Genomic DNA, 26817 nt, shown 5'->3' with positions numbered 1-26817 from the left:
TGCGGCTTTCAGATCGGGTGAATATCCATTCGCCATGGAGGCGCTGATTCACCTTTCCGCCATTACGGCGGGTTACTTTGGTCGTGGCCAAAGTAACCAAAACCGTCGGCTCCCATCATCCGGCCCCTACGCTGCGCTCCGGGGTTCCCTCGCTCCGGCCTTGCTCCCGGGAGGACCGCGCTGACGGCCCATCCATGGGCCGCAGCGCTTGACGGGCATCCATGCCCGTCACCTCCCTCCGCAAGACCTGCGCTCGGCCTCCTGAAGTCGCAATCGGCGGCGCCTGAGCTATCGCGCGCTTAGAAGCAAAAGCAAAAGCAAAGCAAGAGCAAGCGCAAGAGACAGGTAAGAGCCGGGATCAGGCCACTGCCACTTCCACAGCATCCCCGCTCATTCGTACCGGCCAGACACGTAACTGCTGGCCCGGATCTTCCAGGCACGCACCGCTGTGCAGGCTGAAGTGCTGTTTGTACAGCGGTGCTGCCACCACCAGCTCGCCTTGCAGGCTGCCCACCAGCCCGCGGCCAATGATGTTGGCTCCAGAGCGTGGGTCGCGGTTGTCGACCGCGTACAGGCTCTGCACCTGCCCAGGCAGGTAGAACAAGGCGACCTGGGTGCCATCGAGCCACACCACCACACCAGAGTCGGCGACCAGGTCATCGGTGTTGCAGACCGCTTGCCAGTTGGGTTGCTTTGCCACAGCAGCATTGGACAGGTTCATCACACAGCCTCCTCAATGGTAGGGATCAGGTGCAGGGGTGCAGCGGGGCGACGCTGTTCACGCTCGCGGACGAAGTGCACGTCCGGGTCGGCGCGTCGATCGTTGACGAACGTACGGAAGCGCTTGAGCTTTTCCGGGTCGTTGAGGGCGTTGGCCCATTCGCATTCGTACTGCTCGACCACATGCTGCATCTGCGCTTCCAGCTCGGCAGCCAGGCCCAGGCTGTCGTCGAGGATCACCTGCTTGAGGTAGTCCAGGCCGCCGTCCAGGCTTTCGCGCCATACCGACGTGCGCTGCAACTTGTCGGCGGTGCGGATGTAGAACATCAGCACGCGGTCGATCAGGCGCACCAGGGTCTCATCGTCCAGATCGGTGGCGAACAGTTCGGCATGCCGTGGGCGCATGCCGCCATTGCCACAGACGTAGAGGTTCCAGCCTTTGTCGGTGGCGATCACGCCGATGTCCTTGCTTTGCGCCTCGGCACATTCGCGGGTGCAGCCAGAGACCGCGAACTTGAGCTTGTGCGGGCTGCGCAGGCCCTTGTAGCGATCCTCCAGGCGCAGCGCCATGGCTACGCTGTCCTGCACACCGTAGCGGCACCAGGTGCTGCCTACGCAGGACTTCACCGTGCGGGTCGATTTGCCGTACGCGTGGCCAGTCTCGAAGCCGGCCTCGATCAGCTCGCCCCAGATCAGCGGCAGCTCGTGCAACTGGGCGCCGAACAGGTCGATGCGCTGGCCGCCGGTGATCTTGGTGTAAAGATCGTACTTCTTGGCCACCTGGCCGATCACGATCAGTTTGTCCGGGGTGATTTCACCGCCGGGAATGCGCGGCACCACCGAGTAGGTACCGTTTTTCTGCATGTTGGCCATGAAGGTGTCGTTGGTGTCCTGCAGCGGCACCAGCGCTGGGTCCATGATCGGCTGGTTCCAGCACGAAGCGAGGATGTTGCCCACCGCCGGCTTGCAGATGTCGCAGCCGACATGGCCCTTGCCATGGCGCGCCAGCAAATCGTTGAAGGTGCGTATGCCCCCCACCCGCACCAGCCCGTAAAGCTCCTGGCGGGTGTAGGCGAAGTGCTCGCACAGGCTCTTGTCCACGGTCACGCCACGGGCGGTGAGTTCATGCTCGAACACTTGCTTGAGCAGCGCCGCGCAGCCACCACAGCCGGTGGCCGCCTTGGTGCAGCCTTTGACCGCGGCAAGGTCGGCGCAACCACTGTCGATCGCTGCGCACACTGCGCCCTTGCTGACGTTGTGGCACGAGCAGATGGTCGCGCTGTCAGGCAGCGCATCGGCGCCCAGGGCCGGTGCGCCACCGCCTTGCGGCAAGATCAGCGCCGCCGGGTCGGCAGGCAGGGCGATGCCGTTCTGGGCGTATTGCAGCAGTGTGTCGTAGTAGCTGTTGTCGCCCACCAGCACCGCACCGAGCACGTGCTTGCCGCTGGCATCGACCACCAGCCGGCGATAGGCGGCGTTGGCCTCGTCGATGAAGCGGTAGCTGCGCGAGCCGGGCGTGGCGCCATGGGCGTCGCCGATGGAGCCGACATCGACGCCCAGCAGCTTGAGCTTGGTCGACATGTCGGCCCCGGTGAATTCCCCGGCCGCCTCGCCCAACAACAGCGCCGCCAGGTTGCGCGCCATGCTGTAGCCCGGAGCAACCAGGCCGAACACGCTGCCGTTCCACGAGGCGCATTCACCGATAGCGAAGATGCGTGGGTCGCTGGAGCGGCAGTGATTGTCGATCACCACGCCACCGCGCGCGGCGATCTCCAGGCCGCAGGCACGGCCCAGGGCGTCCTGCGGGCGGATGCCGGCAGAGAACACGACCAGGTCGGTTTCCAGGTGTTCGCCACCGTCGAAATTCATCCGGTAACGGTAGGCCTCACCATCGCTGATCGACTGGGTGGCTCGTGACAGATGCACGCCTACACCCAGGGCTTCGATCTGCGCCTTGAGCGCGGCGCCGCCTTCAGCATCCAGCTGCACCGGCATCAGCCGTGGGGCGAACTCCACCACGTGCGCTTGAAGGCCCAGGGACTTGAGGGCATTGGCCGCCTCAAGGCCCAGCAGACCGCCGCCAACCACTACTCCGCGGGTGGCATCAACGGCAGCGGCGCGTATGGCGTCGAGGTCATCGAGGTTGCGATAGACCAGTCGCGCGTTGCCGCTGGAACCCTCGATCGGGGGCACGAAGGGGTAGGAGCCGGTGGCCAGGATCAGATGGTCATACCCGTAGCGGCCTTCGGCGGTAACCACCTCACAGCGCTCGCGGTCGATTTGCAGCACCGCTTCACCCAGGTGCAGGTGCACCCCGTTGGCGCCATAGAAACCCTGCTCGCACAGGGCCAGGGTTTCGGCACAGCTGCCGCTGAAGTATTCAGACAGGTGCACGCGGTCGTAGGCGCGCTGGCGCTCCTCGCCGAACACGCGCAGCTCAAAGCGCGCCAGCGCGCCGCGCTCGACCAGTTGCTCGACGCAATGGTGGCCCACCATGCCGTTGCCGACGATGACCAGTCGCTCTCGTTGCCCGCTGCTCGCTGTTGCCTTCATAAGCCGATCCTCGATCAAAAAAAAAGCGCCTGGAGCCGAAGCTCCAGGCGCCTTTGCCTGTATTCATCACGGTGTGCCCCCGGTTGATCGCCGTTGATCAGTGGGGCTTGTTGTGTTGGAGATAAAGCACGGAATGTGCCAGTTATGTTGCCTGTTCCGGCCCTATCGCCGGCAAGCCGGCTCCCACAGGTGCAGCACAGGGATCGAGAGCAGCGGAGCCCTTGCAGGAGCCGGCTTGCCGGCGATAGGGCCAGCCCAAACCATGCACATTCAAGGTGCATTGCTCCCCATCCTGGAGCACTTCAGTAAACGTCGCGCCGATAACGCTTGGCCTTGCTCAACGCCTGCACATACGCATCGGCATCCACGCCCCCATGCTCGGCAATAATCTCGCGCAGCACCGCATCCACATCCTTGGCCATGCGCTGAGCATCACCACAGACATAGAAGTACGCCCCCGCCTCCAGCCACTGCCACACCTGCGCGCCCTGCTCACGCATCCGCTGCTGCACATAGATTTTTTCTGCCTGGTCGCGGGAAAACGCTGTATCCAGGCGCAGGTGTCCGCTCGCTTGCCAGGCCTGCAACTGCTCCTGGTAGTAAAAGTCGGTGGCTGCATATTGCTCGCCGAAGAACAGCCAGTTTTCCCCTTTTGCACCCCGCGCTTCACGCTCTTCGAGGAACGCACGAAACGGTGCGATGCCTGTACCGGGGCCAATCATGATCAGCGGTACATCATCGTCATCAGGCAGGCGGAAATGCCTGGAGGCCTGGGGGAAGATCGCCACCTTTACAGCCTGCCCCCGGTCAGCGAGGAAGCTTGAGCACACCCCTTTTCGCTGGCCATAACGCACGGTAGAGACGGTCAAATGCACCTGGCCAGGGTGGGCCAATGGGCTTGAGCTGATCGAGTACAGCCGCGGTTGCAAGGGTTTGAGCAGGTCGAGCCAGGTTGCCAGCGGAAGGTCCTGTGGGAACGCGCGCAGAACGTCAACCAACTGCCGGCCCCACAGCCAGTCCTGCAGTGCGGCCTTGCGTTCAGGCTGCAACAGGTGCCGCAGGTCCTCAGCCTGCAGGCTGAACACCTGCAGTTGCTGTGGGGTGACCCTGGCAATTTCCAGGTGCGACGCCAAGGCCTGAGCCAACGGCATGGGCGGCTGGCCCTTGAGTTCGACCTGGGCCTGGCCGTCCTGCTGCATGAGCGCCAGCAATTCCTCCACCAGCGCCGGGCAGTTGCGGGGCCACACGCCCAGCGCATCGCCCGCTGCATAGGTGAAGCCGCTGCCTGGAAGGTCGAACACCAGCTGGCGGGTTTCCTTGCTTGACCCGGGGCCACTGAGCAAGTTGTTTTCCAGCAGGGTGGCCGCCCACGGCCGTTGCTTGCTGTAGGGCGCAGCGAGTGCGGGCTCGTTGACCGGTAGCGCCACGGCAGCGCTGCCCAGCTCAGGCAACAGCGCGTCGAGCCAAGCGGCAAAGGCCTCATCGAAATCCGGTTCGCAATCGACGCGCGGCAGCAGGCGGCGCCCCCCCAATTCGGCCAGGCGCTGGTCGAGCTTGCGACCAAACCCACAGAACTGGGCGTAACTGGAGTCGCCCAGGGCCAGCACGGCATAAGGCAGCTCGGCGCAGTGGGCGCCCTCCTCGCCCTGCAGCGCCCGCCAGAACGCGGTGGCGCTGTCGGGCGCATCACCATCGCCGAAGGTGCTGGCAATCAGCAGCACACTGGCAGCACCTTGCAGCTGGCTTGGGCTGACCGCCTCCATGCAACTGAGCTGTACCTGCAGCCCTGCGCCGTGCAAACGCTCTGCGCAGCGCTCGGCCAGCGCCTCGCCATTGCCGGTCTGCGAGGCCCACAACACCTGATGTCGGGGCGGGCCGGGGGGCATGGCCAGCAGCACGCGGGCAGGCTCCGGGGCAAGGGTGGTGGTGCCAAGGTCGAGGGCATCGATGCGTTCGCCGGCAACCCGCTCAAGGGCCACGGCACAGTGCTTGAGGGCAGGCTGCAGCGACAGCGGGTCGACCGCATCGCAGGTCACGGCATTGATTGCCAGGTGCTCGCCGATCACATCGTTCCAGTGGAACGGCGCGAAGCAGTTGCCCGGCATGACCCGGTCGCTGACCCGCGCCGGCAGCACGGCCCGGCCACGGCGCGAGCGGATCGCCACCTGGTCCTTGTCCTGGATGCCCAGCCGTGCGGCATCCTCGGGATGGAGTTCGACAAAGGGGCCGGGCTCCAGCCTGTTCAGCGCCGGCACCTTGCCGGTCTTGGTCAGGGTATGCCATTGGTGTTGCACGCGGCCGGTATTGAGCACCAGCGGGTAATCGGCGTCCGGCAGCTCCGGCGCGGGCAGCCAGGGCCGGGCGAAGAAGCGGGCCTTGCCACTGGCTGTAGGGAACACCAGGGACGAGGGTGCGCCTTCATCGATGTAACGCACCGGGCTGCGGTCGTCCACGCGGCCCGGCGCGCAAGGCCACTGGTGTGGCTTGTCGCGCAGTTGCGCGTAGCCGACCCCACGCAGGTCGTAGCCGGTGAGCGGGTTGTAGAAGCGGCGGATTTCGTCATACACCGCTTCGGCGTCGGGGTAATCGAAGGCTTCGGCATAACCCATGGCACAGGCGACCCGAGCGATGATCTGCCAGTCCGGCAAGCTCTGGCCCGGTGCTGCCACGGCGCGAGGCATCAGTGTGAGGTTGCGTTCGCTGTTGATCATCACGCCCTCACCTTCAGCCCAGAGTGCGGCGGGCAGGAGAATGTCGGCGTAGGGGTTGGTTTCGGTGTCGAGAAAGGCATCCTGGGTAATCACAAGTTGCGCCTGGCGCAGGCCGTCGATCACCTGCTGGCGGTTGGCAACGCTGGCCACCGGGTTGCTGCAGATGATCCAGCAGGCCTTCACTTCACCCGTTTTCATCTGCTCGAACAGCGCTACCGTGCCCTCGCCGCTTTCTGCACGCAGACTGCCGTGGGCCAGGCCCCATTGCGCTTCGACAAAACTACGGTCGGCGTCGACCAGCGCAGAGCGTTGGCCCGGCAGCCCCGGCCCCATGTAGCCCATTTCACGGCCCCCCATGGCATTGGGCTGGCCGGTCAGCGAGAACGGCCCACTGCCGGGGCGGCAGATGGCGCCGGTGGCCAGGTGCAGGTTGCAGATCGCATTGGTATGCCAGGTGCCGTGCACGCTCTGGTTCAGGCCCATGGTCCAGCAGCTCATCCACTCACCCGCGCTGCCGATCAACGCGGCAGCCTGGCGGATTTCATCTTCTGCAAGGCCGGTGATGGCGGCGACGCGTTCAGGCGCGTAGTCCTCGAGGAAGGCTGCCAGCGCCTCCCAGCCCTCGGTGTGGCGAGCAATGAAAGCAGGGTTTGTCTGGCCATTGCGGTGCAGCAGATGCAGCAGGCCGTTGAGCAGGGCCAGGTCGCTACCGGGGCGCACTTGCAGGAACAGGTCGGCCTTGTCGGCGGTGGCGGTGCGCCGCGGATCGACAACGATCAGTTTCGCCCCCGCCTTTACCCGCTCGAGCAGACGCAGGAAGAGAATGGGGTGGCAGTCGGCCATGTTGGCACCGATCACCAGGAACACATCGGCACGCTCGAAGTCCTGGTAGCTGCCGGGCGGGCCATCGGCACCCAGCGAGAGTTTGTAGCCACTGCCGGCGCTGGCCATGCACAGCCGGGAATTGGACTCGATGTGGCGCGTGCGGATAAAGCCCTTGGCCAGTTTGTTGGCCAGGTACTGGGCCTCCAGCGACATCTGCCCGGAGACGTAAAGCGCTACGGCGTCCGGGCCATGCTGGTCGATGATGCCGCGCAGGCGCTCGGCAGCCTGGGTGATGGCCTGGTCCATGCTGCTGCGCGCCGGTTCATGGTCGCGTTGCTGGCGCACAAAGGCACTTTCCATGCGCCCGGCAGCGGTCAGGGGCAGGTGCGCGGTGAGGCCTTTGGTGCACAGACGGCCGAAGTTGCTCGGGTGCTGCTTGTCACCGCTGATCTTGTTGACCTTGCCGTCGGCCACGCTCATGACGATGCCGCAGCCTACGCCGCAATAGGGGCAGACGCTGCGTACTTCGGTGCTGGCCATGGGGCGGGTCTCCTGGTGCAAACGCAAAAGGCGCCGGCTGCCCCGGCTTGCTTGGCAAGCGAGGGCAACACGGCGCCTTTGTCGTGAAGGGTTGAAGGCGGTCGACGTTGACGGCCTTGATGGAGGTCTTTCAGCAATTGTTGGGCCAGCTGTGCCCTGGGGCCGCTTTGCGGCCCTTTCGCGGCACAAGGCCGCTCCTACATGCGGGGGCTACGTGCCGCGAACGGCGGCACAGCAGCCCCAAAACGGTGATCGACGCACCATCAGGTGGCAGCCGGGCGCCCCATGGCGCTATGCTGAAAGCTTTCCGCCTCAGAGCTACTTTGCACCCACATGTCCCAGGTGATCCTCAAGACCCCCGCCCAACTCGACCTGATGCGCAACGCCGGCCGTTTACTGGCCCAGGTCTTCGCCGACCTCGACACCTTCATCCGCCCCGGCGTGACCACGATGCAGATCAACGACCGTGCCGAGGCTTTCATCGTCGAGACCCTCAAGGCACGCCCGGCGAGCAAGGGCCAGTACGGTTTCCCCTACGCGCTCAATACCTCGGTGGACCACGTGGTCTGCCACGGCATGCCCAAGGCCGATGAGGTGTTGAGTGAAGGGTCGATCATCAACGTCGACATCACGCTGGAACAAGGCGGCTACATCGCCGACTCGTCGAAAATGTATTGCCTGGGCCCGGTCAGCGATGAGGCACGGCGCCTGGTCGACACCACCTATGAGGCTTTGTGGAAGGGGATTGAGCAGGTGCGCCCGGGGGCGACGCTTGGCGACATCGGCCACGCCGTCCAGGTCCATGCCGAGGCGGCGGGCTACAACGTGGTGCGCGAGTACTGCGGCCATGGCATTGGCCAGCAAATGCATGAAGGGCCAGAGGTGCTGCATTACGGCCAGCGCGGCATGGGGATGAAGCTGAAGCCGGGCATGGTGTTTACCATCGAGCCGATGATCAACCAGGGCGGGCGTGGCACGCGGACCTTGAAGGACGGGTGGACGGTGATTACCCGTGACCACACGCTGTCGGCGCAGTGGGAACATACCGTCGCGGTGACCGAGGATGGGGTCGAGGTGCTGACGCTACGCAAGGAAGAGCACGTGGGTTGAGCGCACGGCGCAGACACAAAAAAAGCGACCCTAAGGTCGCTTTTTTGTTACTTCCGGGTGTTCAGTGGGCCCTGGAAGTGGAATATGGCGCAGCGGACGGGACTCGAACCCGCGACCCCCGGCGTGACAGGCCGGTATTCTAACCGACTGAACTACCGCTGCGCTATTCATCGAGTGGTGGGTGATGACGGGATCGAACCGCCGACCCTCTGCTTGTAAGGCAGATGCTCTCCCGGCTGAGCTAATCACCCTTCGTCTCGGTGAGGCGCGCATTCTACGGAGCAAGCGCAAGCGTGGCAAGTCGTTGGGCTGTTTTTTTTAAAAAAAATCGAAAAGATTCAAACAGCACAAACAAAAAAAGCGACCCTAAGGTCGCTTCTTTTGTTACTTCCGGGTGTTCAGTGGGCCCTGGAAGTGGAATATGGCGCAGCGGACGGGACTCGAACCCGCGACCCCCGGCGTGACAGGCCGGTATTCTAACCGACTGAACTACCGCTGCGCTATACATCGAGTGGTGGGTGATGACGGGATCGAACCGCCGACCCTCTGCTTGTAAGGCAGATGCTCTCCCGGCTGAGCTAATCACCCTTCGTCTCGGTGTGGCGCGCATTCTACGGATGGACCGCCACCCTGGCAAGCACATTTTTCAACTTTTCTAAAAAAAATTCTCAGGCCTTTCAAAGACCTAGCGCCGTCTACGGTTTCTTTCTTTTATATGGCTGCTGGCCCAATGACAGGGCTGGCCTGGAACGGCTGCACGGAGAATAATGCCCCCCTTATGCATTAAGGAGAGACTAACCCTCATGTGGTTCAAGAACCTGCTGACCTACCGCCTGACCCAGGATGTCCCGTTCGAGGCTGAAGCACTGGAGGCCGCCCTGGCCAGCAAGCCGGCCCGCCCCTGCGCCAGCCAGGAGCTGACCACTTATGGTTTCGTCGCGCCGTTCGGCAAAGGCGAAGACGCTCCCCTGGTGCACGTCAGCGGCGAGTTCCTGCTGATTGCCGCGCGCAAGGAAGAACGCATCCTGCCAAGCAGCGTCGTAAACGATGCTGTCAAAGAGAAGGTCGAAGAGATCGAGACCGAGCAGATGCGCAAGGTCTATAAAAAGGAACGCGACCAGATCAAGGACGAGATCATCCAGGCCTTCTTGCCACGCGCGTTCATCCGCCGCTCGATGATCTTTGCCGCCATCGCCCCGCGCCTGGGCATGATCCTGGTCAACTCGGCCAGCGCCAAGCGCGCCGAAGACCTGCTGTCGACCCTGCGTGAGGTGATGGGCTCGCTGCCGGTGCGCCCTGCCACGGTGAAGATCGCGCCGACCGCGACCATGACCGACTGGGTCAAGTCGCAACAGGCTGCCGAAGGTTTCTATGTGCTGGATGAGTGCGAGTTGCGCGACACCGCTGAAGATGGCGGTATCGTGCGTTGCAAACGCCAGGATCTGACCGGCGAGGAAATCCAGCTGCACCTGAGCACCGGCAAAGTGGTTACCCAACTGGCCCTGGCCTGGCAGGACAAGCTGTCTTTCGTGCTCGACGACAAGATGGTGATCAAGCGCCTGAAGTTCGAGGAGTTGCTGCAGGAGCAGGCCGAACAGGATGGCGGCGATGAAGCGGCGCAGCAGTTCGATGCCAGCTTCCTGCTGATGATGATGACCTTCAGCGAATTCCTGCCGGTGCTGTTCGAAGCGCTGGGCGGCGAAGAGATTCCGCAAGGGGTCTGACGCAGCTTGGAGCTGCAAGCTGCAAGCTGCAAGAAAAATCAAAAGCGGTACCGCGGCGCCCAACACGACGCCGTACTGCTTGCAGCTTGCAGCTGCACTATCATGCCCACGGTGAGGACGACCTCACGACGCACTGCGTGACCACTCCGGGGACGGCCCCATCATTGAAACGATGGAGACTCACTCATGTCCTGGATCATCCTGTTCTTCGCCGGCCTGTTCGAAGTCGGCTGGGCTGTCGGCCTCAAATACACTGACGGTTTCACCCGCCCGCTTCCCACCGTGCTTACCGTCGGCGCCATGGTCATCAGCCTGGGCCTGCTGGGCCTGGCCATGAAAGAGCTGCCGCTGGGTACCGCCTATGCCATCTGGACCGGCGTTGGTGCCGTCGGCACAGTGATCGCCGGGATCATCCTGTTCGGTGAATCCATGGCCCTGGTGCGGCTGGTCAGTGTGGCGCTGATCGTTACCGGCCTGATCGGCCTGAAAGTCAGCGCCAGCTGACGGCTTACGCCTAACGCAGGTCGCCGCGCAAGCGGCTGACCTGCTCGCGCAGCAACTCAGGCTGCGCCACCTCCACCGGGATGGAAGCTCCGGCGACGATGGTCACCCGCGACCACAAGCGCTTGAAGAACCCCTTGCCCGGATCGCGGCTGAAGAAGCTGCCCCACAGCCCCTGCAGCGCCAAGGGAATCACCGGCACCGGGGTTTCTTGAAGAATGCGGCTGACACCACCGCGGAACACATCGATCTCGCCATCGCCGGTCAGCTTGCCTTCCGGGAAAATGCACACCACCTCCCCCGCCGCCAGGTACTCGGCGATACGGGCGAACGCGCGCTCGTAAGTGGCCTGGTCCTCATTGCGCCCGGCAATCGGGATGGCACCTGCGGTGCGGAACACGAAATTGAGCACCGGCAGGTTGTAGATCTTGTAGTACATCACGAACCGGATCGGGCGGCGGATCGCCCCGCCGAGCAGCAGCGCGTCAACGAATGACACATGGTTGCACACCAGCAGCGCTGCGCCTTCGTCGGGGATGCGTTCGAGGTCGCGATGCTCCACGCGGTACATCGAGTGGCTCAACAACCAGATCAAAAAGCGCATGGTGAACTCAGGCACGATCCTGAAGATATAAGCGTTGACCAGGATATTGAGCAGCGACACCACCAGGAACAGTTGCGGGATGCTCAGGTCCGCAAGGCCCAGCAGGACGATGGTGAGGAGCGCCGACACCACCATGAACAAGGCATTGAGAATATTGTTGGCCGCGATCACCCGGGCACGCTGGTCCTCGGCGGTGCGCGCCTGGATCAGCGCATACAGCGGCACGATATAGAAGCCGCCGAATACCCCAAGGCCGACGATCGACAACAGGATCCACCAGGCCTGGCTCATGCCCAGCAGGGTCAGCCAGTCATGCGGTGCTGCGCCGGCCGGCACATCACCGGAGTGCCACCACCAGAGCAGCCCGAACAACGTCAGGCCGAACGAACCGAAGGGCACCAGGCCGATCTCGACCTTGCGCCCACTGAGCCGCTCACACAATAACGAGCCCAGGGCGATACCCACAGAGAACAGGGTCAGCACTAGGGTCACCACCGTGCCGTCACCATGCAGCCAGTCCTTGGCATAGGCCGGGATCTGGGTCAGGTAAATGGCGCCGACGAACCAGAACCACGAGTTGCCGACGATAGAACGCGACACTGCCGGCGGTTGCCCCAGCCCCATGCGCAGGATCACCCACGACTGCTTGAAGATGTTCCAGTCCAGTGGCATTTGCGGTGACACGGCCGCCGCACGCGGGATCCAGCGGCTGGCCAAGTAACCCAGCACTGCGGTGCCCACCACCCCGCCCGCCACCACCGTGGCATAGCTGTCGCTGGCCATCATCACCCCGGCGCCGATGGTGCCGGCGAGAATGGCGAGGAAGGTGCCCATCTCCACCAGGCCGTTGCCACCCACCAACTCTTCTTCACGCAGGGCCTGGGGCAGGATCGAATACTTCACCGGGCCGAACAGCGCCGAATGAGTGCCCATGCCGAACAGCGCCACCAGCATCAGCAGCAGGTTATCGCTGACGAAGCCGAGCGCGCCGATGGCCATGATGGCAATTTCGGCCAGCTTGATCGCGCGGATCAAGGCGTCCTTGGCGAACTTCTCGCCAAACTGCCCGCCCAGAGCCGAAAACAGGAAGAACGGCAGGATGAACAGCAGCGCGCAGAGATTGACCCAGATCGAGCGGTCCCCGTCGCCAAGGCTGAGCTTGAACAGGATCGCCAGGATCAGCGACTGCTTGAACAGGTTGTCGTTGAAGGCACCCAGCGACTGAGTGATGAAAAACGGCAGGAAGCGCCGCTTGCCGAGCAAGGTGAATTGCGAGGAATGACTCATCGTCCTTGTTCCCTGAGGGGCTTTTGTCATTTGAGGCACGCAGGCCGCAATAAGCCACAAATTTGCACGGGAACGCCTGCTACTGGCAAGCCAGGCACGCCGGCACACCGCCCGCCGCGCCAAATGATGGCATTTTGACGCCAATCTTCTTGATATCAGTGTTCAGATTTTGTTACATCTGCCGATTAAACATATAGATGACTGTATCTAACAGAAGGAATGGACCTCCGGTCTCCTCCAACGCACAAGAAAAGGAGCTCAGCAGCATGCTTACCTGGATAGGCGACCTCAGGATCGCCCACAAACTCTTCCTCGGTTTCGGCCTGGTGCTGGGCCTGACCTTGCTCCAGTCGCTGATCAGCTGGGAAGGCATGGGCAGCCTGGTACGCCGCAGCGAGGTGGTCAGTGAGGTGTCGCGCCTCAACGATGCCTTGGGCGACCTGCGTGAGGCGCGCCTGCGCCACGCCATCGCCAATGGCGCAGAAAACGAAGGCAAGGCGTTACAGGGCGCGCTTGAAGCGTTCCAGACGCCGCTGGCGAAGCTGCGCGGGACCTTGGTCAAGCCACAGAGCCTGGCGTTGATCGACAAGGCCGAGCAGACCCTTCGCGGGTATGCCGCCAACCAGGCGCAGAGCTTCCAGTCGTACCAGAAAATGCGCGCTGCACAAAAGGAAATGGGCGCCCTTGCCACCCGTTCGTTCGCCAGCATCGAGACCATTCGCACCCAGGTACGCGCCCTGCCCGATGCCGAGCAACGCGTTGTACGCAGCGAAGCGATCAACCAGATCCGCGAGAACCTGATCCTGCTTCGCTACCACGTACGCGGCTACACCGGTAACACCAACGCCGACACCGAAAAACTGATGAACGCACAGATCGCCACCACGGTGAACGAGCTGCCAGGCCTGGTGGCGCGTTTCAATGGCAGCTTCGACGCACAGTTCAGCACCCTGAACCAACAGGTTCGCGCCTATGCCGAGGCGGTCGAAGCTTTCCGTGGTGAAGTGAGCAAGCTGGTCGAGTGCCGCAACGCCATGGCCAGCGACATAAACACACTCACAGGCCTGATCGGTGAACTGCTCGACGCCCAGGCAGTGTCGGTGGTCAGTGATAGCCAGTTCGCCAAGAACCTGCAGATCTTCACCACGCTGCTGGCGCTGCTCATGGGCATCTTCGCCGCGCTCATCATCGCCCGCCAGATAAGCGCTCCGCTGCAGCAGGCCTTGCGTGCCATGCAGCAGGTAGCCGCCGGAGACCTCAGCGAGCAACCGCACAGCCACCGCCGCGACGAAGTCGGCCAGTTGCAGAATGCCTTGCAGGGCATGACCGGCAACCTGCGCGATTTGATCGCGCAGGTGCGCGACGGTATTTCGCAGATTGCCAGTGCCACCGAAGAACTCTCGGCCATCACCGAGCAGACCAGCGCCGGCGCCAGCAGCCAGAAAGTGGAAACCGATCAGGTTGCCACGGCCATGCAGGAAATGGCCGCCACCGTACACGAAGTGGCGCGCAATGCCGGTGAGGCCTCGCAGGCCGCCAGTGCCACGGACGAGGAAGCACGCGAAGGGGAAAGTGTGGCCAACCGCGCCGTCGCGCAGATCGGCCGGCTGGCCAACCAGGTGGACGCCACAGGCCAAGCCATGGGCGCGCTACGCAACGAGAGCCAGCGTATCGGCAAGGTCATGGACGTTATCAAGGCAGTGGCGGAGCAGACCAACCTGCTGGCGCTCAATGCTGCGATCGAAGCAGCCCGCGCTGGCGAGGCTGGCCGTGGCTTTGCCGTGGTGGCCGATGAAGTGCGCAGCCTGGCGCAGCGTACCCAGGCGTCGACCCTGGAGATCGAGTCGGCCATCGGTAGCCTGGAGGAAGGCACCCGTTCAGTGAGCGAACTGATGGACGAAAGCCAGAGCCTGACCCAGAGCAGCGTGGCGCTGGTGCGTGAAGCCGGGGTAGCGCTGGAAGGCATAACCCAACGCGTTTCGGGGATTCAATCGATGAACCAGCAGATTGCTGCGGCGTCCGAGCAGCAGAGCGCGGTGGCCGAAGAGATCAGCCGTAGCGTGGTGACGGTGAGAGATATTTCCGAGCAGACGGCGCAGGCCAGCCAGCAGACGTCCGCCTCCAGTGTCGAGCTGGCGCGCCTGGGTGGGCAGTTGCAGCAGATGATCAGCCGGTTCCGGTTCTAGTCACTGCAACGACAGGCATGAAAAAACCGCAGCCAGGCTGCGGTTTTTTTCATGCTTTTGAACGTCAGAGCACGAAGGTCAGCAGCACATTGAACGCCAGCGCCGCCACGAAGCCGATGGGCGCCGCCTTGAACAGCAACTGCGGGAACAGCGACGTGCGGCTCTGCTCATTGTTGCAGGAGCCCAGAATCAGGCTGCCGCCGGAGGAGAACGGCGAGATCGAGGTGGCTTGCGCACCCGCAACGATGGCAATGAACAGGATCATGGGCTCGATACCCATGCTCTGTGCAATCGGCAGCACCATGGGGAACAGGGCCGGCGTCACGACGCCCAGGGTGCTGGAGAAGATGGACATGAATGCCGCCACCGCACCGAATACCACCGGCACCATGATTGGCGGGATGCTGGTGCCGATCCAGGAGGCGAGGATGTCGATGGTGCCGGCCTTGATCGCCACGGAAATCAGCATGCCCACACCACAGATCATGATCAGCGTGCCCCAGGGCACGGTCGCCATGGCCTTGCGTTCGTCACCGAGCTTGAGCAACAGGGCGATCACCGAGAACAGGCTGGCGATCAGGCCGATATCCACCTTGGCGTTGATGAAGGCTACCGTGGCATTGCCCGGCAGGGCGATGCTGGCCACAGGCGCAGCCAGTACCATCAGCATCATCGCCAGGGTCAGCCACAACGTGGTTCGCTGCTGGCTGTTGAGCGCCGCTGGCGCATCAACAGCAACGGCCGAAGCCTTCAACGCGCGGCCATGGCCGGTAAGGAAGACGAATACCCCGATCACCAGCAATGGGATGACCAAGGTGCTGACGAAGATACCGGCAGCGTTGATGAAGGCCTGGTTGTCACTCACGCCGGCGTTGGTCATCAGCCCACGGAAGATGATGCCGCTCTGGCTGGACATGAAGTTGGCCCCGCTGAGCGCGCCATAGTTCACGGCCATGCCGCCGACGATCAGGCTCATGCGGGTACGCTCGCACAGCAGCAGGGTAATCGGCGCCATGAACGCCAGCACGGTGTAGTACCCCGCCCCCATCGCGGCGATCACGGTGGCGGCGAAGAACACGGCGAACGGCAACAACTGCGGCACTGCCCGGCAGCGGTAGATAAGGTGCTCGGCCAGCTTCTCCAAGGTGCCATTGACCGTGGCGAAGCTATAGAACAGGCAGACCGAGAAGATCACGAAGAAGATCTTGAGCGGCCACAGGCCGATGACCTCCGAAGGGCTCAGGCCCATACCGAAACAACCGATCAGATAGGCAAAGGCGATGGCGAAAAGGCCGATGTTGATCTTGGTCTTGTAACCGAGGGCCACGGCGACGACGATGGCCGCGACGACGAGCATGCTCATCATGTTGAAAGTGTCCTGTTGTTATTGTGTAAGTATCAGCGCGAACGGTCGAAGCCGAACAGCTTCGCCGGGTTGATTCTCAGCACCTGGGCACGCTCGCCCGCATCGGGGAGCAGCGCTTCGAAGAAGGCATACTGATCGGCGTAGCTGGTCTGGCATTCGAACTGGGTATTGGGCCAGTCGCTACCCCACAGCAAGCGATCCAGGCCACCCGCCGCTTGCCGTATCCGCGCCAGCAGTACCTGCGCTTTGGCCAGATCGGTCTGGCTGCGATAACCGGCAGACAGTTTCAGCCACAGCTTCGGTTCGCCGAGCAGGTGAAGGAAGGTGCGGTGGCTGTCCTTTCGCGGGTCGATCCCTTCGCCAGGCAGACCAAAATGATCGACCACCACATCCACGCCACAGGCGAGGATCGCCGGCACGATCAATGCCAGGTCATCGAAACCACGCTGGATTTCCACCTGCCAGCCGCGCGCAGCCAGGCGTTTGAACAATGCGGTCCACTCGGGCCCGGCATAGTCTGCCAGGTGCTTGCCGATCAGGTTCAGGCGGATGCCCACCACCCCAACGTCACCCAGCGCATCCAGCTGCTGATCGCTGACCGTCGCATCGACGACCGCCACAGCGCGCAGGCGCTCAGGAAAACGGCGCAGGGCCTGGACCATGAAGCTGTTGTCGGTACCCAGAAAACTGGGCTGGATGAGGACGCCATGGGACAGGCCGTGCTGATCCAGGTGATCGAGGTACTGTTCGATCAGTGCATCGTAGTGCGGGCTATAGCGACGGTTGGCCACCATCGGCAAGTCTTGGCGAAAGATATGGGCATGGGTATCGACGCCGGTGATGGCGGGCAGAAAGGGGTTGGTCATGAAGCGAACCCTGGTCGATTGTTATGGCAGCTGAAGCGCTGTGTTGTTATACAAACATGCAGTCATATATATGAATATATGACCATATCTTCAGTCGACCGACTCTGTCAATCGAGCCCCGGGTGGTAAAGTAGTGCCAACTCATCAGCCATGGACCCTTCGCACAATGAGTAACGGGATTCTCGGACAAGACCCGCGCCTACCGCTTTATCAGCAAGTACGGGAAGAAATCCTCGCCAGGATCGCCGCCGGGCAATGGCTACCGGGTGCACCGATACCTACTGAAACGGAGCTGACCCGCCTCTACGGTGTCGCCATCGGCACTGTGCGCAAGGCGGTCGACACCTTGGTCAATGAAGGTCTGTTGTTGCGCAGCCAGGGCCGAGGCACCTTCGTGAGACGCCCTGACTTCGAGGGTTCACTGTTTCGGTTTTTCCGACAGGTGGATTCGACCGGCCAGCGCCTGGTGCCGATCAGCCGCATACTGGACAGGCAGTTGCGCGAGCCGCCGGCTGAAGTCAGCGCAGGCCTCGGGCTGGACAACGCAGAACAGGTCATCTGGCTCGAGCGCCTGCGCCTGGTAGATGGCCGCCCGCTGTTCCATGAGCAGATCTGGCTACCGGCTGCGCGTTTCATGGCCCTGCTGGATATTGATGCAGACGCCTTCGGCGACCTGCTCTACCCTTTCTACGAGTCCCACTGTGGCCAGTGCGTAGCCTCGGCCAAGGAAACACTGACAGTCGGTACTGCCGATTCCGCCAGTGCCGGCCACCTGGCAATCAGGGAAGGTGCGCCCGTGGTGGTCATTCAGCGCACGGCCCTGGGTTACGACCGCAACCCGCTGGAGTACCGCGTTTCCCAGGCAGCAGCAGAAGGCTTCCGCTACCAGATCGATATTTCGTGAGGCGATGCCGGGCATCGGCAAAGGTTCATGTGCCCTGGCCTGCGACGACGCGCCACTGCGACCATCGTCGGCGCTGACGAACCCCCGCCTGCGTGCCAGACTGACTGATCGGGACCGCGTTACTTTTTTTGCTCCGGAGTCTTCATGTCGTTGTCCAGCGGGCTGATCGCCCTGGTCGCCCTGGCCTACATGGCCGTCATGTTCGCCATCGCCTTCTACGGCGACCGCCGCAGCACACCATTGCCGCCTCGGCTGCGCGCCTGGGTGTATAGCCTGTCACTGGCGGTGTACTGCACCAGCTGGACTTTCTTCGGTGCGGTCGGCCAGGCGGCCGAGCAACTTTGGGCGTTCCTGCCGATCTACCTGGGCCCGATCCTGCTGCTGATCTTCGCACCCTGGGTGCTGCAGAAGATGGTGCTGATCAGCAAGCAGCAGAACATCACCTCGATCGCCGACTTCATCGCTGCGCGCTACGGCAAGTCGCAGACCCTGGCCGTAGTGGTGGCGCTGATCTGCCTGGTCGGGGTGCTGCCCTACATCGCTTTGCAGCTCAAAGGCATCGTGCTCGGTGTCAACCTGCTGATCGGCGCGAATGCCGACGCCACCGGCACCCGCGTACAGGACACCGCGCTGGTGGTGTCGCTGGTACTGGCGCTGTTCGCCATCGTCTTTGGCACGCGCAGCCTCGACGTGACCGAACACCACCGCGGCATGGTCCTTGCCATCGCGTTCGAGTCGCTGATCAAGTTGCTGGCCTTCCTCGCCGTCGGCGTGTTCGTGGTGTTCAACCTTTACGACGGGTTTGACGACCTGTTCACCCAGGCACGCCAGTCGGTGCTGCTGGACAGCTACTGGCAGGAGACGATCAACTGGCCATCGATGGTGGTGCAGACCGCCGTGGCGATGATGGCGATCATCTGCCTGCCCCGGCAGTTCCACGTGACCGTGGTGGAGAACATCGAGCCACAGGACATGCGCCTGGCGCGCTGGGTGTTCCCGATGTACCTGGCCCTGGCCGCGCTGTTCGTGGTGCCCATTGCCTTGGCCGGGCAAATGCTGCTGCCAGGTGCGGTGATTTCCGACTCCTTCGTGATCAGCCTGCCGTTGGCCGAAGCGCACCCGAGCCTGGCCTTGCTGGCCTTCATCGGCGGTGCCTCAGCCGCCACCGGCATGGTCATCGTCGAGGCCGTGGCGTTGTCGACCATGGTTTCCAATGACATGCTGCTGCCGTGGCTGTTGCGCCGCAATAACGCCGAGCGGCCCTTCGAGGTATTCCGCCACTGGATGCTGTCGGTGCGCCGGGTGACCATCGTGGTCATCCTGCTGCTGGCCTATGTCAGCTATCGCCTGCTTGGCTCTACCGCGAGCCTTGCAACCATCGGCCAGATTGCCTTCGCCGCCGTGACTCAACTCACTCCAGCCATGCTCGGTGCGCTGTACTGGAAGCAAGCCAACCGCCGTGGCGTGTTCGCCGGCCTCGCAGCGGGTATCTTCCTGTGGTTCTACACCCTGGTGCTGCCGATCGCCGCCCACAGCCTGGGCTGGTCGCTGCAGCTGTTCCCGGGCCTGGCGTGGCTGCACGGCAACCCGCTGGGCCTGCCGATCACGCCGCTCACACAGGGGGTGGTGCTGTCACTGGCGGGCAACTTCACCTTGTTCGCCTGGGTCTCGATGCTGTCACGCACGCGCGTGTCGGAACACTGGCAGGCCGGGCGCTTCATCGGCCAGCAGACCAGTGCCCGCCCCAACGGCAAACCGCTGCTGGCGGTGCAAATCGATGACCTGCTGACGCTGGCCTCACGCTTTGTCGGTGAGGAACGTGCCCGGCAAAGCTTCATCCGCTTTGCCTATCGCCAGGGCAAAGGCTTCAACCCCAACCAGAACGCTGACGGCGACTGGATCGAACACACCGAGCGCCTGCTCGCCGGGGTGCTCGGCAGCTCCTCGACCCGCGCAGTGGTCAAAGCGGCCATCGAAGGCCGCGACATGCAGCTTGAAGACGTCGTGCGAATCGCCGACGAAGCCAGCGAAGTGCTGCAGTTCAACCGCGCGCTGCTACAAGGCGCCATCGAGAACATCAACCAGGGCATCAGTGTGGTCGACCAGAACCTGCATCTGGTGGCCTGGAACCGCCGCTACCTGGAGCTGTTCAACTACCCCGACGGATTGATCAGCGTGGGCCGGCCGATCGCCGACATCATCCGCTACAACGCTGAACGCGGCCTGTGCGGCCCTGGCGAGGCACAGGTGCATGTGGCGCGGCGCCTGCACTGGATGCGCCAAGGCCGTGCGCATTCGTCCGAGCGGCTGTTCCCCAATGGCCGGGTGATTGAGCTGATCGGCAACCCGATGCCCGGGGGCGGTTTTGTCATGAGCTTCACCGACATCACCCCGTTCCGCGAGGCCGAACAGGCGTTGCGCGATGCCAACGAGCGCCTTGAACAACGGGTGGCCGAACGCACCCACGAGCTGTCGCAACTGAACCAGGCCCTGTCGGAGGCCAAAAGCCAGGCCGAAGCGGTCAGCAAGTCCAAGACCCGCTTCCTGGCAGCGGTCAGCCATGACCTGATGCAACCGCTCAACGCCGCGCGGCTGTTCTCCGCCGCCTTGTCGCAGCAGGCCGAGGGCATGAACGACGAGGCCCAACAGTTGGTGCAGCACATGGACAGCTCGCTGCGCTCGGCCGAAGAGCTGATCAGCGACCTGCTGGATATCTCGCGCCTGGAAAACGGCAAGATCACCCCGGACACCAAGCCGTTTGCCCTGAACGAGCTGTTCGATACGCTGGGTGCCGAGTTCAAGGTCCTGGCCGCCGAGAAGGGGCTGGAGTTCCGCCTGCGCGGTAGCCGCCTGCGCATCGACAGTGACATGAAACTGTTGCGCAGGGTGCTGCAGAACTTCCTTACCAATGCGCTGCGTTACGGCAAGAGCCCGATCCTGCTGGGCGCCCGGCGCCAGGGCGAACAGCTGTGGCTGGAAGTCTGGGACCGCGGCCCGGGCATCGCCGACGACAAGCTGCAGGTCATCTTCCAGGAATTCAAGCGCCTGGACAGCCACCAGACCCGCGCCGAAAAGGGCCTGGGGCTGGGCCTGGCGATTGCCGATGGCCTGTGCCGGGTGCTCGGCCACACGCTGCAGGTGCGCTCATGGCCCGGCAAAGGCACCGTGTTCCGCGTCAACGTACCGATCGCCCGCCAGGCGGTAACCGCGCCGAGCGCGCCGGTGGAGCAAGTCAGCCAGCCCCTGGCCGGGCTACAGGTACTGTGCATCGACAACGAAGACAGCATCCTGATCGGCATGAACAGCCTGCTCAGCCGTTGGGGCTGCCAGGTGTGGACAGCGCGCAACCGCGCCGACTGCGAGGCATTGCTGGCGCAGGGCATGCGCCCGCATCTGGCGCTGGTGGACTATCACCTGGATGACGGCGAAACCGGAACCGGGCTGATGGGCTGGCTACGCGCCCGCCTGGGCGAGCCGGTGCCTGGGGTGGTGATCAGCGCCGACGGCAGCAAGGAAACCTTGGCCACGGTTCATGCCGCCGGCCTCGATTACCTGGCCAAGCCGGTCAAGCCCGCGGCCTTGCGCGCACTGCTCAATCGCCATCTGAGCCTGGTTCAGTAACCGCCTCGTCCGGCAACCTTTCATCCGTCAGCGCCCGCTCCAGCAAGTCGGCCGGCAGGCTCTTGCTGGCACGGGCGCCGAGCAGCTTGAGCTGCTCACTGCGGCTGACCAGATTGCCACGCCCTTCACAGAGTTTGTTGCGCGCTGCGGCATAGGCCTTGTCGACCTGCTGCAGGCGATTGCCCAGCTCGTCAAGGTCCTGGATGAACAGCACGAACTTGTCATACAGCCAACCGGCGCGTTCGGCGATCTCGCGGGCGTTCTGCCCCTGGCGTTCTTGCTTCCATAAGCTGTCGATGACCCTCAGGGTAGCGAGCAAAGTGGTCGGGCTGACGATCACGATCTGCCGGTCGAAGGCCTCCTGGAACAGGTTCGGCTCGGCCTGCAGGGCTGCCGAGAACGCGGCCTCGATGGGCACGAACAACAGCACGAAATCCAGGCTGTGCAGGCCTTCCAGGCGGCTGTAGTCCTTGCTCGACAGCCCTTTCACGTGGCTGCGCAGCGACTGTACGTGCTGCTTGAGCGCGCTTTCATCATTGCTGCTGACGAACTGCTGGTAGGCAGTGAGGCTGACCTTGGCATCGACCACCACCTGCTTGTCACCCGGCAACATGATCAGTACGTCTGGCTGGAAGCGCTCGCCATCGGCGCTCTTGAGGCTGACCTGGGTCTGGTACTCGCGGCCCTTTTCCAGCCCGGCATGCTCCAGCACACGTTCGAGAATCAACTCACCCCAGTTGCCCTGGGTTTTCTGGCCCTTGAGCGCCTGGGTAAGGTTGGTGGCTTCGTCGGACAGGCGCAGGTTGAGTTGCTGCAGGCGCTCCAGTTCCTTGCCCAGCGAAAAGCGCTCACGGGCTTCCTGCTGGTAGCTTTCCTCGACACGCTTTTCGAAGGCCTGGATGCGCTCCTTGAGCGGGTCGAGCAACTGACCCAGGTGCTGCTGGCTGGTCTGGGCAAAACGCTGCTCGCGTTCGTCGAAGATCTTCGTGGCCAGCTCGGCGAACTGCGCACGCAGGGTATCGCGGGCTTCCTGCAGGTCTTCAAGGCGCTGCTGATGGCTATCCTGCTGCTCACGCAGCTCAGCTTCCAGGCGTGCTGCCTGGGCCTCCAGGCGACGCAGTTCAGCTTCCCGGTTGACGCGCTCGAGGTGCCAGGCGTGGGCGGCGTCACGGGCATTGTCGCGGTCAATCTGCAGCAGCTCGAGTTCGCGGCCCTGGGCGGCCAGTTGGGCCTGCTTGAGCGTGTTGGCTTCGCTCAGGTCACTGACCTCGTCCCGGCTGGCATCCAGTTGCGCCTGTAGGCCCGCCTGCGCCAGCAGGGCCCCATTGAGGCGCTCTTCTAGCAAGGCCCGCTCGCCTTGGCGGGCAGCCTGGCGGCGCTGCACATGCATGACCCAAACAAGGCAAGGCAAGGCGCCTGCCACCAAGCCCAGCACAATGCTGGTCAGATCCACTGCCATGCTTACCCCGAACAGTCTGTCGCAAATGAGGTGCAGCTTAACAGTCCGTTTGTTCCTGCGCCTGCCCAGGCTCACTGGCCTGGCAGAGCCGCGCATACTCCAGTTGCGCACGGCGGTCGCCGGCGCGCGCCGCCTGGCGCAGCAGTTCATGACCGATGCGCCTGTCACGGGAATTGCCGCAATCGCGGCAGAGCATCTGCCCCAACCGGCTCTGGGCCACTACCACGCCCTCCCGAGCCGGCTGTTTGAGCAGGCGTCCGGCCAGATGCTTGACCTGAGGCTTCTCGCCCAGGCGCGGGTTGTCCAGCAGCCATAGGGCCACTTTCAATGAAAAGCCTTTGGACGAAGGGGCTGATGAAGAAACAGCGGGTTCGGTGGGGGATTTACCGCGAAATTTCATGACAAACAGAGAAGGCAATTCGAAAGGCGCGTCACTCTACCCTTTTTTTCATGTCGTGGCCCGACGATTTTCTGAGTCCGGAAAGAAATTTCGATGATCTTTTCTTGACGTTCCCAAGTGGATGACCGGCGGGTCTGCCGCTGCCTGATGATTGTCGGACAGTTCTGTAATTTGCTGGCACTACCGTCCTAGAGCAAGCGCTCGGGACAATCCACAGTTCCTGTGGATAACTCGGTGGACAACCCCCCAAACCACCCCGCAAACCCGCGTGAAACGGGGCTTGCAGTCAAACTGACGATTTTTTCACCAGCAAAAAATAGTGTTTTTTTTCATTGACTTAAGGTACCAGTCAAGGCATTGGCAGGCTTAGCGGGGGGTGTCGCCAAGCTGTTACAAGTCACGCCTCGTATGTGAACAAGTGCACCGAAAACCTGCATTTGAATGCACGAAATTGGTACATCCAGCCGGTTGTGGGCCATTTGCCCCCTCTTCACACAACGCAAAAGAAACGCCATACTGCACGGCTTACCTGAAGAAATGTGACAAAGCTTGCAAAGTACCCAAGCTTCCGGTAAGGTGCGCCTCGTTAGTACCAAGCTGAAAGTCAATTCTGGCCAGAAGCGTCCTTGCAGGCCTGCTCCCCCCAAGAGCAACACTGCTGAAACCAGGACCGGCCCTTTCGATGATTCACTCACCAGCCTTGCGCTGTTCAGCACGAATCACGTGACAGATTGATCAGGATTCCATACCGATGGCCTAGAACCTTGGCCCCGGCATGCTGCCTGCCCTCTGAAGTACCTACCAGTCAGCCCAAGCGCCCACTTTATGATTGCGCCCCCTCTGGCTGCCCTGTTCCAGTCAGGTTCGTTCGTCCCTTAATAAAGGCGTCACTGGAACGTTTCTATCATGCACGGATCATAATCCCCGTGTTTAAAGCAGGAACATCCAACAATATGCAAACTCATCATCAAATTCAGGCTGCCATTGGCACCCTTTCCCAGGCCTTCTCGCCGTTGAAGTGCCTTATCACTGCCCCACGCAAGGGCAACTTCAGCTTCACCCTGGTGGACGAGCACGGCGTTGCCTGCCACACCGAACGCCTGTACCCAGAACAGTACAGCCGCTCGGAACCGCTGCAGGCCGTCATTGCCCGGACGCGCCAGTCGCTCACTGCGTGAGCGGCGAATACCGTAGCATTCAGCTGTTGAATGCAGTAAACGGTAAGCTACCTGATCGTTCTTGGCCTAATTGCCGCAGGGCATATAGCGCCGAACGTCAGGCAGCAATCGATTTAAAAACAGCCCTTTACACCACGATTATCACACTACACTTCAACTCGAGCGGCCCTTGCCGCTTCCGGCGGGCCTGATCACTCACCAGCTGCCAAGCTCCCACGCCCGTCGGCCCCTTACTGCTCGAGGGCATCATGGGTATTGCGGCGAATGAATTGTGTCAGTATGTGATTCGACCAACCTTGGTCTACCTCAATCGTCATTGCGCCAGTGCCGAAGCCCTTTTGCTGGGCATCGCGGCCAGCCAGTCGGCACTCGGTTCGGCGTTGCATGATCGCCGCGGCCATGGCCTGTACCGTATTGGCGAGCATCGCCATCGGGCGGTCTGGGACGATTTTCTCGCCCGTGACCCTGAGCTGGCCAGCCTGGTTCGCGGCCTGGCGAGCCAGCATGCCTTCCTGGGCGGCCCGCACCTGGAACTGGCAGTCAACCTGCGCTACTCCACCGCCATTGCCTGGATGCTGATCGAGGCTCAAGCCACACCCCTGCCTGCCGTTGACGACCTGCTAGGCCAGGCGCGAATCTGGCGCCAGATTTTTCACCCCCAAGGTCGTCTGCGCGACTTCACTCAGGCCTGGCATCTGTGTATTGCTCAGAAATTGCCGCAGGCATCTTAAGAAACGTCCTACAGCATTGCCGGAAAAAATGGAATTTTGGTCGGATTGTCCTACAAAACCGCTCTATCTCCTGCGATACAGGCTATGGCGCGGCGCGTGAATTGTTGGTAGCTTTTCGCCCCGGAGATCCCAAGGAGTTTCTAATAATGAAAAAAGTAATGCTCAAAACCTCCCTCGGCTTGGCCGTGGCTTTCGCTTCCAGCCATCTGTTCGCTGCCGGCTTTGCCCTCAATGAACAGAGCATCAGCAGCATGGGGACAGGTTTCGCGGGACGTTCTTCTTCTGCCGAAGATGCCAGTACCGTGTTTGGCAACCCGGCAGGCATGTCACGCCTCAAGCGCGAACAGTTCACCGTGGGCGGCGCAGCCGTCATCGCCAAAACCGATATCTCGGGCCCTGGAAGCAACCTCGGGGGGGAAACCGATGGTGACATGGTGCCTGTAGTCGGCGTGCCGATGGGTTACTACGTCAAACCCATCGATGATCACTGGAGCGTCGGTTTCGGCGTTTATGTACCGTTTGGCCTGGTAACCGACTACGGTAGCGACGATGCCGCGCGCTACTGGGGTAAAAAGAGCCACGTCGAAGTCGTCACCTTCCAGCCCACCGTCAGCTACGCCTTCAACGATAAAGTTTCGATCGGTTTCGGCCCGACCATCAACCGCATCAAGGGCGAACTGGGCTCGAGCCTGATCAACCCGTTCACCCCGGGCAGCAATGACGGTGAAGTGAAGATCAAGGGCGACGATACCGCCATCGGTTACAACATCGGTATCCTGGTGCAAGCCACAGACCGCACCCGCGTAGGCCTGACCTACCACTCCATGGTCGACTACAAGCTCGAAGGCAAGACCCGTGTCAGCACACCATTGATCGGCCCCTTCAACGGCGACAAGTTCGACGCCAGCCTTAAGATCAAGACACCGGAATCGGTCGACCTTTCGGTCACCCATGAGCTCGACGACCAATGGACCCTCTACGCGGGCAGCACCTGGACCCGCTGGAGCCGCCTGGAAGACATCACCGTGCAGAACGATGTTCCGGCACCGCTGGCAGGTTCGGCGTTCGAGACCATCAGCGAAGAGCAGAACTGGCATGACACCTGGGCCCACGCCATTGGCGCGTCCTACAAGGTGAACAAGGAGTGGGTGCTGCGCACCGGCTTTACCGTCGACCAGTCGCCAACCAACAACCACGACCGTTCACCACGCATCCCGACCGGCGATCGCAAGGTGTTCAGCCTGGGTGCGGGCTGGAGCCCGAACGACGACATGACCATCGACGTGGCCTACTCCTACCTGTGGGAGGAAGACACCAAGGTCAACCAGGTCAGCGCCAGCAAAGGCAGCTACCAGGCCAAGTACGAGAACAGCGCTCACGGTGTGGGTGCCTCCCTCACCTACCGCTTCTGATACGTACGGCTGTGTGAACGCCGCCCTTGTGGCTGATGCCAGTCAGTTAGCTTAATCAGGGCTGCTACGCAGCCCATCGCCGGCAAGCCAGCTCCCACAGGGGCCGCGCAGTTCTTGAG

16 protein-coding genes, 4 tRNA genes and 2 pseudogenes are annotated in these 26817 nt (G+C 62.5%); 10 read left to right on the top strand and 12 right to left on the bottom strand.

Features of this window, described 5'->3' with window-relative positions; all coding sequences use genetic code 11:
- Positions 1 to 358: 358 nt before the first annotated feature.
- The 3 genes from nirD to JET17_RS06390 all read right to left on the bottom strand — a co-directional run bounded on the left by nirD (position 359) and on the right by JET17_RS06390 (position 7349).
- Positions 359 to 721 (bottom strand): nitrite reductase small subunit NirD, encoded by a 363-nt coding sequence (nirD, locus tag JET17_RS06400; protein WP_012313176.1) that lies wholly within the window; start codon positions 719 to 721, stop codon positions 359 to 361.
- A complete protein-coding gene (gene nirB / locus JET17_RS06395) occupies positions 721 to 3273 on the bottom strand; it encodes a nitrite reductase large subunit NirB (protein WP_012313175.1) in 2553 nt (850 codons plus the stop codon). Before nirB ends, nirD begins: the two co-directional genes overlap by 1 nt.
- Before the next feature lie 302 nt (positions 3274 to 3575).
- Positions 3576 to 7349: a bifunctional nitrate reductase/sulfite reductase flavoprotein subunit alpha gene (locus JET17_RS06390; RefSeq protein ID WP_012313174.1), complete on the bottom strand. Its 3774-nt coding sequence runs from the start codon at positions 7347 to 7349 to the stop codon at positions 3576 to 3578.
- Between the two features lie 333 nt (positions 7350 to 7682).
- On the opposite strand from JET17_RS06390, the gene map reads away from it, so the two are divergent.
- The gene (gene map, locus JET17_RS06385; RefSeq protein ID WP_012313173.1) at positions 7683 to 8459 is read left to right on the top strand and encodes a type I methionyl aminopeptidase; all 777 of its coding nucleotides are present in this window, start codon (positions 7683 to 7685) and stop codon (positions 8457 to 8459) included.
- A gap of 85 nt (positions 8460 to 8544) precedes the next feature.
- Here the strand turns inward: map and JET17_RS06380 are convergent.
- From JET17_RS06380 to JET17_RS06365, 4 genes are all read right to left on the bottom strand, one after another.
- A tRNA-Asp gene (locus tag JET17_RS06380) sits at positions 8545 to 8621 on the bottom strand.
- Positions 8622 to 8634: 13 nt separating this feature from the next.
- Positions 8635 to 8710: transfer RNA gene (locus tag JET17_RS06375), tRNA-Val, on the bottom strand.
- A gap of 171 nt (positions 8711 to 8881) precedes the next feature.
- A tRNA-Asp gene (locus JET17_RS06370) sits at positions 8882 to 8958 on the bottom strand.
- 13 nt (positions 8959 to 8971) lie between these two features.
- A tRNA-Val gene (locus JET17_RS06365) sits at positions 8972 to 9047 on the bottom strand.
- Between the two features lie 215 nt (positions 9048 to 9262).
- Between JET17_RS06365 and rdgC the strand changes: the two genes are divergently transcribed.
- The gene (gene rdgC, locus JET17_RS06360) at positions 9263 to 10183 is read left to right on the top strand and encodes a recombination-associated protein RdgC (RefSeq protein WP_008098477.1); all 921 of its coding nucleotides are present in this window, start codon (positions 9263 to 9265) and stop codon (positions 10181 to 10183) included.
- Positions 10184 to 10369: 186 nt separating this feature from the next.
- Positions 10370 to 10687: a quaternary ammonium compound efflux SMR transporter SugE gene (gene sugE / locus JET17_RS06355; protein WP_012313171.1), complete on the top strand. Its 318-nt coding sequence runs from the start codon at positions 10370 to 10372 to the stop codon at positions 10685 to 10687.
- 10 nt (positions 10688 to 10697) lie between these two features.
- Here the strand turns inward: sugE and JET17_RS06350 are convergent, their stop codons facing one another.
- On the bottom strand, positions 10698 to 12575 hold the full coding sequence (locus JET17_RS06350; RefSeq protein WP_012313170.1) for a 1-acyl-sn-glycerol-3-phosphate acyltransferase: 1878 nt from the start codon (positions 12573 to 12575) through the stop codon (positions 10698 to 10700).
- Positions 12576 to 12772: 197 nt separating this feature from the next.
- Here JET17_RS06350 and JET17_RS27700 point away from each other — a divergent pair.
- Both JET17_RS27700 and JET17_RS27695 read left to right on the top strand, forming a co-directional pair.
- A pseudogene (locus JET17_RS27700) lies at positions 12773 to 13906 on the top strand (methyl-accepting chemotaxis protein); the annotation flags it as partial.
- Positions 13898 to 14761 carry a methyl-accepting chemotaxis protein gene (locus JET17_RS27695; protein WP_371926624.1) on the top strand — a complete coding sequence of 288 codons (864 nt, stop codon included), beginning with the start codon at positions 13898 to 13900 and terminating at the stop codon, positions 14759 to 14761. The pseudogene JET17_RS27700 and the gene JET17_RS27695, both read left to right, overlap by 9 nt.
- Before the next feature lie 64 nt (positions 14762 to 14825).
- Here JET17_RS27695 and JET17_RS06340 read toward each other — a convergent pair whose 3' ends face one another.
- Positions 14826 to 16127: an SLC13 family permease gene (locus JET17_RS06340; RefSeq protein ID WP_012313168.1), complete on the bottom strand. Its 1302-nt coding sequence runs from the start codon at positions 16125 to 16127 to the stop codon at positions 14826 to 14828.
- Between the two features lie 32 nt (positions 16128 to 16159).
- Entirely contained in the window at positions 16160 to 16993 is an 834-nt protein-coding gene (locus tag JET17_RS06335; protein ID WP_012313167.1) for an amidohydrolase family protein, read from the bottom strand.
- Between the two features lie 166 nt (positions 16994 to 17159).
- Between JET17_RS06335 and JET17_RS06330 the strand changes: the two genes are divergently transcribed.
- Together JET17_RS06330 and JET17_RS06325 are read left to right on the top strand one after the other, a co-directional pair.
- A complete protein-coding gene (locus JET17_RS06330) occupies positions 17160 to 17897 on the top strand; it encodes a GntR family transcriptional regulator (RefSeq protein WP_012313166.1) in 738 nt (245 codons plus the stop codon).
- A gap of 144 nt (positions 17898 to 18041) precedes the next feature.
- Positions 18042 to 21518, top strand: coding sequence for a hybrid sensor histidine kinase/response regulator (locus JET17_RS06325; protein WP_012313165.1), 3477 nt, complete (start codon positions 18042 to 18044; stop codon positions 21516 to 21518).
- Here the strand turns inward: JET17_RS06325 and rmuC are convergent.
- The gene (rmuC, locus tag JET17_RS06320) at positions 21490 to 22863 is read right to left on the bottom strand and encodes a DNA recombination protein RmuC (RefSeq protein ID WP_190273330.1); all 1374 of its coding nucleotides are present in this window, start codon (positions 22861 to 22863) and stop codon (positions 21490 to 21492) included. The two genes, JET17_RS06325 and rmuC, sit on opposite strands and share 29 nt — an antisense overlap.
- Positions 22864 to 23032: 169 nt before the next feature.
- Positions 23033 to 23377, bottom strand: a pseudogene (locus tag JET17_RS06315) (sel1 repeat family protein); the annotation flags it as partial.
- A 953-nt stretch (positions 23378 to 24330) separates the two neighbouring features.
- Here JET17_RS06315 and JET17_RS06310 point away from each other — a divergent pair.
- The 3 genes from JET17_RS06310 (at position 24331) to JET17_RS06300 (ending at position 26698) form a co-directional block, all read left to right on the top strand.
- Positions 24331 to 24555: a hypothetical protein gene (locus JET17_RS06310; RefSeq protein ID WP_012313162.1), complete on the top strand. Its 225-nt coding sequence runs from the start codon at positions 24331 to 24333 to the stop codon at positions 24553 to 24555.
- A gap of 248 nt (positions 24556 to 24803) precedes the next feature.
- Positions 24804 to 25286, top strand: a complete 483-nt coding sequence (locus tag JET17_RS06305; protein ID WP_012313161.1) for a hypothetical protein — start codon at positions 24804 to 24806, stop codon at positions 25284 to 25286.
- Positions 25287 to 25432: 146 nt separating this feature from the next.
- A complete protein-coding gene (locus JET17_RS06300; RefSeq protein ID WP_012313160.1) occupies positions 25433 to 26698 on the top strand; it encodes an OmpP1/FadL family transporter in 1266 nt (421 codons plus the stop codon).
- Positions 26699 to 26817: the final 119 nt, after the last annotated feature.

It is taken from the genome of Pseudomonas putida (assembly GCF_016406145.1).
Taxonomy (GTDB): domain Bacteria; phylum Pseudomonadota; class Gammaproteobacteria; order Pseudomonadales; family Pseudomonadaceae; genus Aquipseudomonas; species Aquipseudomonas putida_E.
The sequence above is the reverse complement of the archived record's forward strand: the minus strand, read 5'-3'. Positions and strand labels throughout refer to the sequence as shown.

What these genes read in the sequence shown, in the direction of transcription:
- JET17_RS06390 (WP_012313174.1), bottom strand. Translation starts at nt 7,349, where the DNA reads ATGGCCAGCACCGAAGTACGCAGCGTCTGCCCCTATTGCGGCGTAGGC.
- nirB (WP_012313175.1), bottom strand. Translation starts at nt 3,273, where the DNA reads ATGAAGGCAACAGCGAGCAGCGGGCAACGAGAGCGACTGGTCATCGTC.
- JET17_RS06330 (WP_012313166.1), top strand. Translation starts at nt 17,160, where the DNA reads ATGAGTAACGGGATTCTCGGACAAGACCCGCGCCTACCGCTTTATCAG.
- JET17_RS06350 (WP_012313170.1), bottom strand. Translation starts at nt 12,575, where the DNA reads ATGAGTCATTCCTCGCAATTCACCTTGCTCGGCAAGCGGCGCTTCCTG.
- nirD (WP_012313176.1), bottom strand. Translation starts at nt 721, where the DNA reads ATGAACCTGTCCAATGCTGCTGTGGCAAAGCAACCCAACTGGCAAGCG.
- sugE (WP_012313171.1), top strand. Translation starts at nt 10,370, where the DNA reads ATGTCCTGGATCATCCTGTTCTTCGCCGGCCTGTTCGAAGTCGGCTGG.
- JET17_RS06325 (WP_012313165.1), top strand. Translation starts at nt 18,042, where the DNA reads ATGTCGTTGTCCAGCGGGCTGATCGCCCTGGTCGCCCTGGCCTACATG.
- JET17_RS06335 (WP_012313167.1), bottom strand. Translation starts at nt 16,993, where the DNA reads ATGACCAACCCCTTTCTGCCCGCCATCACCGGCGTCGATACCCATGCC.
- JET17_RS06340 (WP_012313168.1), bottom strand. Translation starts at nt 16,127, where the DNA reads ATGATGAGCATGCTCGTCGTCGCGGCCATCGTCGTCGCCGTGGCCCTC.
- map (WP_012313173.1), top strand. Translation starts at nt 7,683, where the DNA reads ATGTCCCAGGTGATCCTCAAGACCCCCGCCCAACTCGACCTGATGCGC.
- JET17_RS06305 (WP_012313161.1), top strand. Translation starts at nt 24,804, where the DNA reads ATGGGTATTGCGGCGAATGAATTGTGTCAGTATGTGATTCGACCAACC.
- rdgC (WP_008098477.1), top strand. Translation starts at nt 9,263, where the DNA reads ATGTGGTTCAAGAACCTGCTGACCTACCGCCTGACCCAGGATGTCCCG.
- JET17_RS27695 (WP_371926624.1), top strand. Translation starts at nt 13,898, where the DNA reads ATGACCGGCAACCTGCGCGATTTGATCGCGCAGGTGCGCGACGGTATT.
- JET17_RS06300 (WP_012313160.1), top strand. Translation starts at nt 25,433, where the DNA reads ATGAAAAAAGTAATGCTCAAAACCTCCCTCGGCTTGGCCGTGGCTTTC.
- JET17_RS06310 (WP_012313162.1), top strand. Translation starts at nt 24,331, where the DNA reads ATGCAAACTCATCATCAAATTCAGGCTGCCATTGGCACCCTTTCCCAG.